12 protein-coding genes are annotated in these 14872 nt (G+C 38.3%); 10 read left to right on the top strand and 2 right to left on the bottom strand.

Features of this window, described 5'->3' with window-relative positions; all coding sequences use genetic code 11:
* Nucleotides 1–245 precede the first annotated feature (245 nt).
* A complete protein-coding gene (locus tag ACLIBH_RS13080) occupies nucleotides 246–2417 on the top strand; it encodes a bifunctional diguanylate cyclase/phosphodiesterase (RefSeq protein WP_439317160.1) in 2172 nt (723 codons plus the stop codon).
* 354 nt (nucleotides 2418–2771) lie between these two features.
* Here the strand turns inward: ACLIBH_RS13080 and ACLIBH_RS13075 are convergent, their stop codons facing one another.
* Together ACLIBH_RS13075 and ACLIBH_RS13070 are read right to left on the bottom strand one after the other, a co-directional pair.
* The gene (locus ACLIBH_RS13075) at nucleotides 2772–3566 is read right to left on the bottom strand and encodes a TIGR00266 family protein (RefSeq protein ID WP_439317159.1); all 795 of its coding nucleotides are present in this window, start codon (nucleotides 3564–3566) and stop codon (nucleotides 2772–2774) included.
* Nucleotides 3567–3817: 251 nt separating this feature from the next.
* Nucleotides 3818–4498: a YczE/YyaS/YitT family protein gene (locus ACLIBH_RS13070; RefSeq protein WP_439317158.1), complete on the bottom strand. Its 681-nt coding sequence runs from the start codon at nucleotides 4496–4498 to the stop codon at nucleotides 3818–3820.
* A 386-nt stretch (nucleotides 4499–4884) separates the two neighbouring features.
* On the opposite strand from ACLIBH_RS13070, the gene ACLIBH_RS13065 reads away from it, so the two are divergent.
* The 9 genes from ACLIBH_RS13065 to ACLIBH_RS13025 all read left to right on the top strand — a co-directional run bounded on the left by ACLIBH_RS13065 (nucleotide 4885) and on the right by ACLIBH_RS13025 (nucleotide 14792).
* Entirely contained in the window at nucleotides 4885–5889 is a 1005-nt protein-coding gene (locus ACLIBH_RS13065; RefSeq protein ID WP_439317157.1) for a TAXI family TRAP transporter solute-binding subunit, read from the top strand.
* Between the two features lie 132 nt (nucleotides 5890–6021).
* Nucleotides 6022–8010, top strand: coding sequence for a TRAP transporter permease (locus ACLIBH_RS13060; protein WP_439317156.1), 1989 nt, complete (start codon nucleotides 6022–6024; stop codon nucleotides 8008–8010).
* 456 nt (nucleotides 8011–8466) lie between these two features.
* Nucleotides 8467–9687, top strand: coding sequence for a CynX/NimT family MFS transporter (locus ACLIBH_RS13055; RefSeq protein ID WP_439317155.1), 1221 nt, complete (start codon nucleotides 8467–8469; stop codon nucleotides 9685–9687).
* A gap of 69 nt (nucleotides 9688–9756) precedes the next feature.
* The gene (locus tag ACLIBH_RS13050) at nucleotides 9757–10497 is read left to right on the top strand and encodes a Cof-type HAD-IIB family hydrolase (protein ID WP_439317154.1); all 741 of its coding nucleotides are present in this window, start codon (nucleotides 9757–9759) and stop codon (nucleotides 10495–10497) included.
* A 95-nt stretch (nucleotides 10498–10592) separates the two neighbouring features.
* Nucleotides 10593–10775 carry a cold-shock protein gene (locus ACLIBH_RS13045; RefSeq protein ID WP_439317153.1) on the top strand — a complete coding sequence of 61 codons (183 nt, stop codon included), beginning with the start codon at nucleotides 10593–10595 and terminating at the stop codon, nucleotides 10773–10775.
* Between the two features lie 265 nt (nucleotides 10776–11040).
* Nucleotides 11041–12561, top strand: a complete 1521-nt coding sequence (gene exaC, locus ACLIBH_RS13040) for an acetaldehyde dehydrogenase ExaC (protein WP_439317152.1) — start codon at nucleotides 11041–11043, stop codon at nucleotides 12559–12561.
* Between the two features lie 282 nt (nucleotides 12562–12843).
* Nucleotides 12844–13200: a DUF779 domain-containing protein gene (locus ACLIBH_RS13035; protein WP_439317151.1), complete on the top strand. Its 357-nt coding sequence runs from the start codon at nucleotides 12844–12846 to the stop codon at nucleotides 13198–13200.
* Between the two features lie 135 nt (nucleotides 13201–13335).
* The gene (locus ACLIBH_RS13030; RefSeq protein ID WP_439317150.1) at nucleotides 13336–14388 is read left to right on the top strand and encodes a hypothetical protein; all 1053 of its coding nucleotides are present in this window, start codon (nucleotides 13336–13338) and stop codon (nucleotides 14386–14388) included.
* 143 nt (nucleotides 14389–14531) lie between these two features.
* Nucleotides 14532–14792: a hypothetical protein gene (locus tag ACLIBH_RS13025; protein ID WP_439317149.1), complete on the top strand. Its 261-nt coding sequence runs from the start codon at nucleotides 14532–14534 to the stop codon at nucleotides 14790–14792.
* The last annotated feature ends 80 nt before the right edge of the window (nucleotides 14793–14872 follow it).

Here is a 14872-nt window from a genome sequence, read left to right as displayed (position 1 = left end):
AAAAATAGCGTAAGTGCTTAGGTACTATAGAAGGTATGAAATTATATTATTTTAAGAAAGGAACATCTATAATTGTTGATGTTCCTTGTTTGTTCTATGAATTTCTATACAACAGGTCTCGATTTTGCCGTCGACGTTCATCTGATTTTTGTGCAAAAATAAATAAACTCAATAGACTCCTAGATTATGATACACTAAAAGCATGGTTAAATATGCGTTCTACTCTTTTTTATGGATGTGTGTAAATGAAGAAACGGCATTTATTAATTTATGTATTATTAGGTCTTGTCTTTATAGGAACTGTTTATTTTGCAATCGTTAATTATAAAAGTACTAAAAATTTCGTATTGCAATCTGTAGAGCGAGAGACGGATGAATTACTAAATGGTTTTGTTGCGGAAGTGGAACGCTTTTCGTTGGAACGTACGTTAGATATAAAATTATTAGCGAACCATATTCCTTATATGATAGAAAAGGATGAAGATATTACACAATTTTTGTCTATACAAACTGAAAGTATTCCTTATTTTGTAGGACTTAGCTTTATCACTCCTGAGGGGATTATAAAATCACTTGATGGTGATCATTTTAAAGTGCAACAACGAGACTATTTTGAAAAAGCATTAAATGGTGAGCTTGTATTTAGTGATGTATTCTCATTAAACGAAGATGCGTCGCAACAGGTAACTGCCATATTTGCGCCAGTTGAGAATGGTAATGGAGAAACAATTGGTGTACTTTCGGGTGTCGTAAATTTAAGCGATATTGTAAGTGAACTCGTTGAGGCATCAAATTTGCCTGGAACTGTTTTTTTACTTAAAGATAAAGATGTATTATTCAATTCGAATGAAGCATCATTTGAAGGAACGATACCACATAGTGAACAGCTGTTAAAAAGAATGGATACGCAACAAGCGGGAAGTTGGGCAGATACAGAAAACGATTTTCGCTTTATAAAATACAAGACGACGTTTAATGATTGGGTCGTTGTAGTTGATTCGAGCTCAAATGATGCAACGGACGAAATATTTTGGTCCCTCTCGTTCAATTTGTTATTGGTAATTGGTGCACTGCTTATTATTTTTGTTGTTTTTTTCTATTTAATACGAGTCCAGCGAAGAGAAAAGCTGCAGGCTGAACAAGATTTGCTAACAGGACTTGGGAATCGTGTACGACTCGAATCTAATATAGAAAAGAAAAAAGACCAAGCTCCAGAAGCAAGTGTTACCTTTTATTTAATCAAATTAGATCGTTTTTTAGAGGTGACAGAGCGTCTCGGTTACGATGTTAGCGACCAGCTACTGTATGAAGTGAGTAATCGATTAAGAGGTATACAAAAGAAAATCAATGTCTATCGTGTGGGTGATGAGGAATTTGTTATCACTACAGAGGATGAATCGTTCCATAAACAATGTGAAATGGCCGCTGAAATAGTTCGGAAAATGGAAGAGCCTATTCCTATTGGGCGGAGTACTCTCTTGAATATAACGGCTAGTGTCGGAGTTCGGACTGCTGAAATTAAAGAAGGTAAAAACATTATTATGCAAGATGTATTGTTTGCTTGTCATGAGGCAATAAAGTGTGGAGGGAACCAATTTGTCTATTTCACCGAACAACTAGCAGATAAGAGTGAACAACAACGCCAGTTAACGAATAATTTAGCAAACGCGCTTGAAAATGAAGAGTTTTATCTCGTTTATCAGCCGATCTATAGCATTTCTGAAAATCGCATTGTTAGCTTTGAAGCATTGATGCGATGGAAGTCACCTGTTTTAGGTGAGATACGTCCTGCTCAATTTATTCCGTTATTAGAAGAAAACGAAAAAATTGTTGATGCTGGACGCTGGCTGATGAAAGAAGTGGCAAAGCAAGTAGTTCGCTGGGAACAAGCTGGTTATCATGATTTTTCAGTGACGTTAAATGTTTCAACAAAACAGTTGAAATACGATGGTTTTTTAGCGGATGTGCAACAGATTATTAAAGAAACAGGAGTTACTCCGACAAAACTTGTATTTGAAGTAACCGAATCGATCGTCGTACACGATACTAGTAGCGCTATTAATATATTGGAAAGATTAAATGAACTAGGTATCAAGACAGCGATTGATGATTTTGGTACAGGATATTCCTCTTTATCTTTACTGAAGACATTGCCATTTCAATATATGAAATTAGATCGAGCTTTTGTTATGGAGGTAGTCAGTGATGAAGGAAAATCAGAAGCAATATTACGCGGATTAATCGAAATAGCGAATAGTCTCAAGCTAACGACCATTAGTGAAGGTATTGAAACATTTGAACAGTTTGAAATACTGGAAAAGCTTGGTGCACATCGAATTCAAGGATATTATTTCAGCAAGCCAGTTATGCCTGAGAAAGCAGTTGAATTCTTAAACTGTACTACGTTTAGTCGGTAATCCGACATGGATACTACAACTCTTTATCTCACGGTGTATACAAAAATATTTTCTAACAAATTATAAGCAAACCGTTTTAACAAACTGTCGGATTATCTCGAGTAAAACAGAACACGTATAATAAATCTCTTGGGGATTTGCATGGATAAATTCTACGTAGAGAGATTGAACAGATATTCATAGCCTTCCATAAATGAGTATCTGTTCCTCTCTTTATGGAGACGAATACATCGTGCGTAAACGCCTCCAGTAAAAAGGATACCGTTATTTACATTACGATCCATAATTTCCGGTAGGATAATAAACGAATGTATTTAAAATAGTTGCCAACATTGCCTGTGTTTTTCCAATATATTACTTCCGATCGCCACCGAACAGGTCAAACAAACCTCCAGCGACACTTCCTTCACCTTTGGATCCTCCCTTTTCAGGAGCTGCTGCAAATACTCTGCTGGCAAGCCTGCTGAACGGTAACGACTGAACCCAAACTGTACCAGGTCCACGTAATGTTGCAAAGAATAATCCTTCGCCGCCGAATAGTGCTGTTTTAACGCCTCCGACAAATTCGATATTGTAGTCGACTTCTCCGGTCATTGCAACTAGACAACCGGTATCGACACGGAGAGCATCTCCTGCTTGCAATTCTTTTTTATGTATTGTTCCGCCGGCGTGAACAAATGCCATCCCGTCTCCTTCAAGTTTTTGCATAATAAAGCCTTCGCCACCGAAGAAGCCTGCGCCTACTTTTCGTTGAAACTCTACTCCAATAGAAACGCCCTTTGCGGCTGCTAAAAAAGCATCCTTTTGACATATTAATTTTCCGTCTAATTTGCTTAAATCCATTGGTATAATTTTTCCCGGATATGGAGAAGCGAAGGAAACATGTTTTTTTTCTATCCCTGTATTCGTAAAAGTAGTCATGAATAAGCTTTCGCCTGTAACAACTCGCTTCCCTGCACCAATTAGCTTTCCCATAAACCCGCCTTGAGCTCCAGATCCGTCGCCAAAAATGGTTTCCATTCGTACTTGATCATCCATCATCATTAAACTACCAGCTTCAGCAATTACTGTTTCTTCTGGATCCAGCTCCACTTCGACAAATTGCATATCATCTCCATATAGCTTGTAATCAATTTCATGGTTGTTCAATTTGTACACCTCATTTTTTAAATAATTTAAATTATTAAATTCTATTATATACTTGTTTATTGTGTTGGGGGGAGTTTTTTTAAAAAAATCCAGAGACGATCTTTTTTTATTCACGATCGGCTCTAGATTTTTCAAGAAGAACTCCTTATAAATAGTTCGGCTTAGTTCAGTAAGCCCGACCAAATCAGCTATTCAAAGATTTCATCAAACACTTTCTTTAGACGAGTCTATTGTTGGAAATATAAAAACATTTACCCAGTATGTCTTGCGAGCTTTTTATTTTCATTGTTTTTTATAGTTAGTTGATCGACTAATTTACTAAAGGATAAATATGAAAACTGGAATAATGGACTTTGGATAAAGGTGAAAATAAAAGTAATAACAAAAACAGGCCCACCAAGCAGTAACCCAAAGATTAATACACTGCTCTCCGTCATTATACGGACTTTGCCGATGGATATGCCTGATTTGTCAGAGATGGACAACATAAATCCGTCTCTTGGACCAGCTCCTAGATGGGCAGCATTATAGACGCCTCCACCAAATCCCATTAATACGATACCTAACAAAATTGTAAAAACATCTGGCCATGCATACGTTGTCGGTGGGAGGAAATCAAGCCACAAATAGAAATCGACGAAGGCACCAACTGCAAACGCATTTACAAACGTACCTGCTTTTATATAACTTTTGTCTAAAATAAAAGAAACGCATATTAAAAGTACACTGATGGCGATCGTCCAAGTTCCGATTGAGAAGCCGAGCTTTTCATACAAACCAACATTTAATACGTCCCAAGGAGCAAGTCCGAGGTGTTGGACTTTAATTGTAACGGATATCCCGTAACTAAATATAAGTAGGCCGACCATATACAGGCCGCAACGAAAGTAAAACATGTATCCTCCTTCTTTCAATAAAACATTTTCATTCATACCTCCACCTAACATTTTACTATTAATTAAGTAGTTATTACAAATTGACCAGGTATCCTTTGTACGAATCGTCAACCGTTAGCAGTTAAAATTAATTTGTCATACGTGAAAATAAAAATCATAACGTATATAAAACTAGTAATTAGTAAGAAGGAGGTATGAACAGTTGAATCAATAACGAAAGCGGAAAGATTATTGATCAATCTATCAGGCAGAAAATTAGGATAATTTTGACAATGACTTGAAATTTGCAAAATTTTACAGTACTATAAATAAAAGCTTTTAAACAAGAACACGCATGCGTAATCTTTCTTCACATCACAGTTTTCCTACATAATTTGAAGCGCTCTCTAATGGAGAAGAAAATTTATATAGGGGGAAAAAAGATGATAAAGAAAAAAAGATTTATAGCTTTATTTTCTGTACTAGCTGGTATTGCTCTAGTTTTAGCTGCGTGTGGTGGTGGCGGAAATGCGAAGATCGCCATTGGACCACCTGCAAGTGCAACAAGCACACTTTCTAAAATTATTCTATCGGCTTATGGTGTAGAAGAGGGGGATTTTGAGGAGTTTCAGGAAGGCTTCGGGGATGCAGCAGATGGCGTTCAAGATGGAAACATTGATATTTCTGTAGGGGTGTTAGGATTGCCAGCAGGAAGTATTGAAAGCTTGCAGGCCTCCACTGGGGACGTCGTTATGCTAGGTATATCTGATGATGTGATCGATCAAATTGAGGAAGAGAGCGGATATGAACGATTTACGATTCCTCAAGATACGTATGACTTTCTCGATTCAGATGTACAAACCGTTGCAGCTTACGCAATTTTAATGGGGAATACAGATACGATTGACGAAGAATTAGGATATGAGCTAGCCAAGCTGATGGCAGAAAACTCTGGAGAAATCACACACGCGCAAGCAGCGCATATGACATTAGAAAATGCGCTTAACGGGGCAAAAGGGTTACCAATTCATCCGGGAGCAGCACGTTATTACGAGGAGCAAGGACTGGAATTCGATAACCCAATTGCAGATGTTTCAGCAGATGCGGGAAGTAGGAAGTCCGAGTTTATTTTAGGTACAGGAAGTCAAGGTGGAACGTATTATCCATTAGGTGGAGAAATGGCAACGCTGTGGAATAATCACTTAGATGCAAATTTCACGAACATGGAGACAGGGGCTTCTGTAGAAAATATGGCAACAATTGGAGAAGGGAATATGGATCTTGGAATGTCGGTACACGTACCTGCATTGAACGCGGTAAATGGAGAAAGTGATTTTGAAGGAAACGCGGTAGAAAACGCTGCATTTATCGGGCACATTTATCCAGAAGTGACGCAAATAATAACACGTGAATCAACGGGAATTGAAAGTCTTGATAGCTTGAAGTAAGCAATTCAGTTTAGATGACGTGTAGAAGGTAGGAAGCTATTTATGTAAATAAAATAAATTAAAAGGAAGGAAAAGGGCTTGTTTGCTTATAAACACTCTTTTCCTTTTATTCTAAATTATGGTGGTGGTGAAATGAGTGAAAAGGAAACACAAGCGAAAGCTGCGCAGACAGATGCGCAACGGATGCTTGAAAAGTATGATAAAGAAAGTCAGTTTCGCATACATATTGGGAAGTGGGCGTGGGTTGTTACTTTTATCGGTGTTTCCTTAACGATTTTTCATTTATATGCGGGGTACTTTGGCACGTTGCCATCCCAAAAGCAAGGTGCAATCCACCTAGGTACTGCGCTTGGTATTATATTTCTTCTTTATCCAATTAAAAGCGGCATGCAAAAGAAACAAAAAACGGTTCCGTGGTATGATGTCGTACTCGCTTTTTCTGCGATGTATGTAACCTATCATAAGATTATTTTTTTCGATTCTATTCTTCAAAGTCGAATATCAGGGTACAGTACAATCGATACGATTATTTCTATTTTAGGTATTCTATTATTGCTGGAAGCGACACGGCGAACTGTCGGGATACCAATTGTAATTGTTGCAAGTGTCATGATAGCTTATGCTCTTTTTGGTAAATATGTTCCTACACAAGTATTGTCTCATCCAGGATTTACATTTGACCGGATTGCTACAAATCTCTGGTTTCAAGAAAGTGGAGTGTTTGGAACACCAATTCAAATTTCCTCAAAGTTTATATTTCTCTTTTTATTTTTTGGGGTCGTCCTCGTTCATACGAAAATTGGGAAGTTTTTTAATGACCTCGCCTTTGCGGTGACTGGACGCTATACCGGAGGGACCGCAAAAGCGGCAGTTGCAGCAAGCTCATTGCAAGGAATGGTTTCTGGTAGCTCCGTTGGAAACACGGTAGCCTCAGGATCGTTTACGATTCCAATGATGAAAAAAGCTGGCTTCAAGCCTGAATTTGCTGCAGGAACAGAAGCATCGGCTTCTACTGGTGGACAAATTATGCCTCCAATAATGGGTGCTGCTGCTTTTATTATGATGGAATATTTAGGTGTTGATTACGGAACGATTATGCTTGCGGCGGCAATTCCAGCTGCTTTGTATTTCTCGGGTATATTTATTGGTACACACTTTGAGGCAAAACGGTTAGGGATTCATGGGCTGCCTAAGTCAGAGCTTCCAGTTCTAAAAGATATTATGTTGCGATATGGATATATGCTTATCCCGCTTGTCGTCATTATTGGAACGGTTATGATCGGCTTTACACCACAACGAGCCGCGATATATGGAATTCTTTCGGCATTTCTCGTTAGTTTAGTGCGAAAAGAAACTCGCTTATCATTGCGTAAAACGATTGATGTATTGGAGCAGGGAGCACGTGTTGCTTTGCCAGTAATTGCAGCGGTTGCTACAGCAGGGATCATTGCTGGAGTTGTTAGTATTACTGGACTTGGGGCGAAGTTCGCAGCCGGAATTATAGCATTGTCGAATGAAATACTCATATTAGCGCTCATTTTTACTATGATTTCTTGTATTATTTTGGGAATGGGACTGCCGACAACAGCTAACTATGTTGTTACAGCAACGATTGCCGCTCCAGCATTAATTAATGGATTTGATCTTGCACCGATTGCAGTTCATATGTTCGTATTTTATTTTGGTATTGTAGCAGATATTACCCCACCTGTTTGTCTTGCTGCATATGCTGGTGCTGGAATAGCGAGGGCAAACCCCTTTAAAAGTGGGGTTACAGCAGTGAAACTGGCGATTGCTGCGTTTATTATTCCGTATATATTTATATACAACCCGATTTTAGTATTAGTTGATGTAACACCGGTTAACTTAGTCATATCTTTAACTACGGCTGTTCTAGGAATGGTCGGAGTGAGCAGTGCGATGATCGGCTTCTTTATAGCGGATTCCAAGTGGTGGGAAAGAATTGTATTACTTGGCGCAGGTTTAGCTTTAATTTTACCTGGTCTAGTTAGCAATGGTTTTGGCATCGTTTTGCTTGCTGCCATTTGGTATGTTCAAAAGCGTCGGAAGGATAATGAAGGCGGAATGGATGCTTTGTCTGCCCCGTCTGCACACGTGTAATAAAGGGAAGCATGGCATTTCAGTTAATCATGCCAATTTATATAGCCAAGATGCGATTAGATGTAGTTAAATGTACCGCTTCAGTGTAACGTATGGGAACCAGTAGCTTGCTATTGTTTTTGTCGGCAACTGGGTTCCTTTTTTGTTTGCAACGTTTTAGAAGATAGGACACCTGTTATTCGCCTCCAGTTTCGCCCCTCAAAGCTTCAGCATTTCACTACTTACATTTCCTAATCAAGTAGTGGGATTATTCCCTGGGAAATACCGTATCGTAAAACATGAAAACGTAAATCATCTTATATAAAGTTATTTTCCAAGCATACCGAGAATCTAAAAATGAGTTTCTCTTCAGTGTAGAATGGTTAGGTGGGAAATTAGTTTCAAAACCAACCATTATCTATTGTCGTTGTAGATATGCTATAGTGTTAATAGTGTTTGGAAGGGAGTTTCAATCCTGTGAGTCGCAAAGATAACATGCTGTCAGCTACGGATACAAAAAATCAAAATCATATATTATTATTTATCGGAGTTGTTCTTATTGGGTTTAATTTGCGTCCTGCAATTACATCGGTTGGACCGTTAATGGGGATGATTCGAGATGATATCGGGTTTTCCAACTGGAGTGTCGGCTTGCTTACAAGTCTCCCATTAATAGCATTTGCGGTTATTTCACCAGTTGTACCGAAGCTTGCGAATCGCTTCTCAAATGAAATTGCTTTAATTATCGGTTTATGTTTTTTGTTCATCGGTATTGGAATACGGTCGGTATCTATCATTTTCTTTTTGTTTTTAGGTACTTTGTTTATTGGTTTAGGTATAGCTGTATGCAACGTGCTCCTTCCGGGTGTCGTAAAAGAAAAATACCCAGCTAAAGTTGCAATTATGACAAGTATTTACTCTACTGCTATGGGGATTTTTGCTGCATCAGCTTCTGGGCTAAGTATTCCATTTGCAGAAAACCTTCAGTTCGGTTGGCAGGCAACGTTACTTATTTGGGGGATTCCAGCATTTGTTGCGATTATTATTTGGGTACGGTTAGCGATAAAAGGAAAAGCGACAAGACGTGAGGTGGAAGTGGAGTTTGTAACTTCTAAAGATAATCGCATATGGACATCCTTTCTTGCATGGAAGGTTGCATTATATATGGGGCTGCAATCGTTTCTATTTTATGTGACGATCTCATGGCTTCCAGAAATTTTACACGCTTATGGTGTAAGCATTGCAACCGCAGGATGGATGCTTTCGTATACACAATTTATCGGCTTACCTGCTAGCTTTTTTGTACCGGTAATTGCTGCTCGATTCCAATCTCAGCGGTGGATTGTTTTTGCCCTTTGTGTAATGTATTTAATCGGAGCAGGTGGCTTGCTTGCAGGTACATCTTATATTGGTATGATTTTATCTGTAACATTAATTGGAATTTCTATGAGTGGTTGCTTTGCATTGGCATTATCGTTTTTAGGCATGCGCGCGAGGAATGCTAGGCAATCAGCTGAGCTATCGGGGATGGCTCAATCATTTGGGTATTCGCTTGCGGCAATTGGCCCAATGTTAATTGGATTTTTATTTGATTTAACGCATGCTTGGACGGTACCGTTACTAACGTTGATGATTGTTTCGATTCTAGTAATGTATTTTGGAATGGGGGCTGGACAAGACAAATATGTTTTAGATTAAGTGAATTTTTGAATGCCCTTAAAATTACGTTGCTAAAGTAATATATCAATTACAGTGAGGAGATTTTATATGAACAAAGACATTAAATTAGTTGCCTTAGATATGGATGGAACATTGTTAAATAACCAGCTAGAAGTTTCGCCGTATACAAAAAAAGTAATTCAACAAGCGATGGAAAAAGGTGTACACGTTGTATTAAGTACAGGACGATGGCTTGATATTTGCTATCCGATTGCTGAGGAATTAAATTTATCAACGTATATGATTACATCGAATGGCAGTGAAATTTGGTCAGCTGATAAAAAATTACTGCAACGTCATTTACTTGATGCATCGGTAGTTGATAAAATGTGTGCGTTTGCCGACAAAGTAGGCATTGGAACATGGCTTGTATCGACAGAGGAAGTATATTTAGAAGGTTCTCGACCGGATGATTTATATGCGCATGAATGGTTGAAAATGGCCTTTGTTTCAATGAATGATAACCAGATAAAGCAAGTGAAGGAAGAATTGCAGAAATATGGCAATCTTGAACTATCTAATTCTTTGCCAACAAATATAGAAGTTAATCCCGAGGGGATAAACAAGGCAAGCGGGTTAGCGTGGGTTTGTGAGAAAATTGGGATAACGATGGATGAAATTATGGCAGTTGGAGATAGTCTTAATGATATCCGAATGATTGAAGAGGCTGGTATCGGAGTAGCAGTAGGTAATGCACAAGAAGCAGTTAAGAATGCTGCAGATTTTGTAACGGATACAAACGAAAACGATGGGGTTGCAAAAGCGATTGAAAAATTTGTCCTAAAGTAAGCTTCCTTGCCTTTTCTTGCCTACTTATAGCCGTGCCTTTAATTGTTTCTAAAAAAAGGGTATAATAAGAGTAGTAAAGGAAGGGAGATGGCTTCATGTCTTTTTCTCGTGGCCCAAAAGAACCAGCACCTCAAATTGAAACAAATGTCTGGTCTTGTAAGAGTGAGGATTGTCAAGGATGGATGAGAGAGTCGTTTAGCTTTAATAAGACACCTGCATGTCCACTTTGTCAATCGGAAATGGAACAGCAAGTACGAATGCTTCCAGAGCTGGAATAGCTAGGGAATTTACCTGAAACGATAAGGCGACTGAGTGAACGGTTGTGTGACATAAAATGTATAGATAATCGTTATAGGAAAAGCGTTACAATCGCATGAAGTGCGGATGTAACGCTTTTTTGCAGTAATTGGTTCGTAACGAAATTGATAAAGTCGGACGGTTGGAATAATTTAAATAAATTGGTATACTTATAAGTAGAGGACGCAACTCAGTTCTTCATCTTGTTGTAAGCGATTACAAAATAATGAAGGAGGAATTGGTGCAATGAGATATGCAAATCCAAACACAGAAGGTGCTGTCGTAAACTTTAAAGAAAGGTACGATAACTATATTGGAGGAGAATATCGTCCACCAGCAAATGGGAAGTACTTTGAAAATGTCAGTCCGGTCACTGGAAAAGTATTTTGTGAGATTGCTAGATCAACGAAGGAAGATGTGGATGCGGCATTAGATGCTGCACATGCAGCTAAGGAAGAATGGGGAAAAACGTCTGTAACAGAACGAGCGAATATACTAAATAAAATTGCAGATCGCATTGAAGAAAACCTAGAAATGCTTGCTGTAGCGGAAACGTGGGATAACGGAAAGTCGGTTCGAGAAACATTAGCAGCGGACATGCCTTTAGCTGTAGATCATTATCGCTATTTTGCAGCTGCGATTCGATCTCAGGAAGGTGGAATTAGCCAAATTGATAACGATACAGTAGCGTATCACTTTCATGAGCCGTTAGGTGTAGTTGGGCAAATTATACCGTGGAACTTCCCAATCTTAATGGCAACATGGAAATTAGCACCTGCGCTTGCAGCAGGAAACTGTATCGTACTAAAACCAGCTGAACAAACGCCAGCTTCGATTCATATTTTACTAGACTTAATTGGTGACTTATTACCACCGGGTGTATTAAATGTCGTGAATGGATTTGGTGTTGAAGCAGGTAAGCCGCTAGCCTCGAGCAGTCGAATTGCAAAAGTTGCATTTACTGGAGAGACGACAACCGGTCGACTAATTATGCAGTATGCTTCAGAAAATATTATACCTGTTACGTTAGAGTTAGGCGGAAAATCACCAAATATTTTCTTTGAAGATGTCATGGAAAAGGACGATGGCTTTTTAGATAAAGCGATTGAAGGGTTTGTTATGTTTGCCTTGAACCAAGGCGAAGTTTGTACATGTCCATCTCGAGCGTTGGTGCATGCTTCCATATACGATGAATTTATCGAAAGAGCGATTGAACGTGTGAAGCAAATTAAAATAGGGCATCCACTTGATACAGAAACGATGATGGGTGCACAAGCATCGATGGAGCAAATGGAGAAAATTAGTTCGTATTTGGATATTGGAAAGCAGGAAGGCGCGGAAGTTCTTATTGGTGGAGAAGTAAACAAGCTGGAAGGCGAATTAGAAAGCGGTTATTATGTCCAACCGACGATTTTTAAAGGAAATAATGAAATGCGTATTTTCCAGGAAGAAATATTTGGTCCAGTTCTTTCAGTTGCGACGTTTAATGATGAGGAAGAAGCAATGAAAATAGCAAACGATACGTTATACGGACTTGGGGCTGGAGTTTGGACGAGAAATATTAATACGGCATATCGATTCGGTCGGGGAATTGAAGCAGGGCGTGTCTGGACTAACTGCTACCATCAATATCCTGCCCATGCGGCATTTGGTGGCTATAAAAAGTCAGGTATTGGAAGAGAAAATCATCAGATGATGCTTAGCCATTATCAGCAAACGAAAAATCTACTTATTAGCTATAGCGAAGGAGCAGCTGGATTGTTTTAATCTAGCTGGATAGACAATAAGGGAGCTATGTTTTAGCGCGCATAGCTTCTTTTTTTTCACTACTATTTGCTTGCAAGAAAGTTTGCTAGATATTTGTTTTGGGTTTTCGGATTAGCCTGTGGAATACCAGGAAAGCTCTCCAACACGAGCGGGAGTTAATTGATCGGAAAATTAGACGAGCGGTTTCGAACAATGTATGGGTAGTTTAAATTATTACTACGGCTAGTTATATAAATTGCGTGAATAAACCTTTAATTAGTTTAAAAAAGGAGAGTGTGAAAAATGGTTGAACGTGTAGTTGCCACAGAGGAGGCCCTAGCTTTAATTGAAACATTGAAGGAAATACATGGGCCATTAATGTTTCATCAATCGGGTGGATGTTGTGACGGAAGTTCACCAATGTGCTATCCACGAAATGAGTTTCGTACGGGAGAATCAGATATTTTACTGGGGGATATTGGAAACTCACCATTTTACATGGCAAAAGATCAGTACGAGTATTGGAAACATACGCAACTTATTATAGATGTTGTTGATGGTCGAGGAGGAATGTTCTCTTTGGAAGGACCAGAAGGGAAGCGGTTTTTAACGAGGTCTCGTGTATTTACAGACGATGAGCGAGCTGCTCTTGAACGCTAAGTATATATAAAGTATTATAAATCGTTAAAACTGCTGATTAGGCGTTTTGGCGATTTTGTTTTTTAAAGAAAAAATAGTTATAATTCACTCCATTGCCAGAATATACATAGGATAACAAAAAAGGATGTGGCGTATTTGAATGAGACACAAAAATATTATGTAAGTGGTCATACTGCGGCAGGGTTTGTAAATTATCTATCTTCTAATCTCAATAAGGTGAACAATATAATTGTTCTTCAGCATCCTTCCTATAAACTAAAAACGGATATTATTACACGTACAGCAAATGTATTTAAGAATAAGGACGGAGTTGAAATGCTCCATCATCCATTAAGTAGCAACTATTTAGAAGGAACAATCATTCGTAATCGTTCGTTGGCAGTTGTCACTGAAGAGATTGGATCTAAATTAGAAAATGCGAACAGGATTCAATTAAATTCGTTTACGAACATTAATGAACGTGGATATACAGCACTCTCAAATGCTAAAAATGTATACAAAAAGCTAGCAAATGAGACGTATAATTATTTTGCAGCTGGCTTAAAGATTCATGACGAACTTGAGGATTTGTATATTAGACAAATGGATTATGAAAAAGCAAACGAATTAGCAGAGCAGTTTATTACCGATTTGCTCTCGAACGTAGATAAGCAACAGAAAACCCCTCACGTATACAACCGTCTATTTGGTACAAATACTGCTGAAGGCGTTGTTAACCTAATCCCTGAAATAACGGAAGGAATTTCAAATCGTGTTTTTGTAAAAGGTCGAGCAGGAACAGGAAAATCTGTCTTCATGCGAAAAGTAATGGAAGCATGCCAAGCACGTGGCTTGGATGTCGAACGATATCATTGTAGTTTTGACCCGAAAAGCGTTGATATGATTGTTGTTAGGGACTTAGATTTTTGCATATTTGATAGCACAGATCCACATGAATTTTTCCCTAGCCGTAGTACGGATTGTATTGTTGACTTATATGAAGAAGCGGTTACACCGGGTACAGATGAAGCGTTTTCTGCAGAGATAAATCTGTTAACCGTTCAATATAAGGAAAAGCTGAAAAAAGGAGTGGCACAGCTGAAAAAAGCAGGTCGGCTCGTAAAATCGACAGAAGCGAAAATAATACGTGACGAGGCAATGCAAAGCTGGGGGCAAGAAATTATTAAAAAACTGTCGCTTCCAATATAAAGTGAAGCGTTCTAACTGACTTTTACTATAAGTATAGAAAATAAAAAAGAGTAATTCGTATGAACAACAGCCCTTGCGTTCGCTAAGGTTTTGTTGTAAAATGAATCAACTAAATAATCAGAAAATTACAGGGAGGTGGAAAGATGGTAACTGTAAAAATGCTAAAGCCTTACTATATTAAAATGAGCAACGATTACGTACGTGTTATATTGGCGTATCAATATTTTTCAATAGTTATTAATAATAAGGTGTATCAGTTTGTTCCAATTGAAGAAAAGGAAATTCGAATCAATAGAAAAACACAAGAAGTGGCTAATATTGAAGCTAAGTTTGCTTTTCAAAAGGGTAAGGATATCATCTACATTACTATGAAAAAATTATTTTTACCTTCTTCATCTGCATAGTAAGGCTTCACAATCGTATGAAGCTGAATTAGAAAATCAGGAAGGGAAATTAATTTTTTCATAGTAATGTAGATGATATC

It is taken from the genome of Virgibacillus sp. W0430 (assembly GCF_051846935.1).
Classification (GTDB): domain Bacteria; phylum Bacillota; class Bacilli; order Bacillales; family Amphibacillaceae; genus JBPYCR01.
The sequence above is the reverse complement of the archived record's forward strand: the minus strand, read 5'-3'. Positions and strand labels throughout refer to the sequence as shown.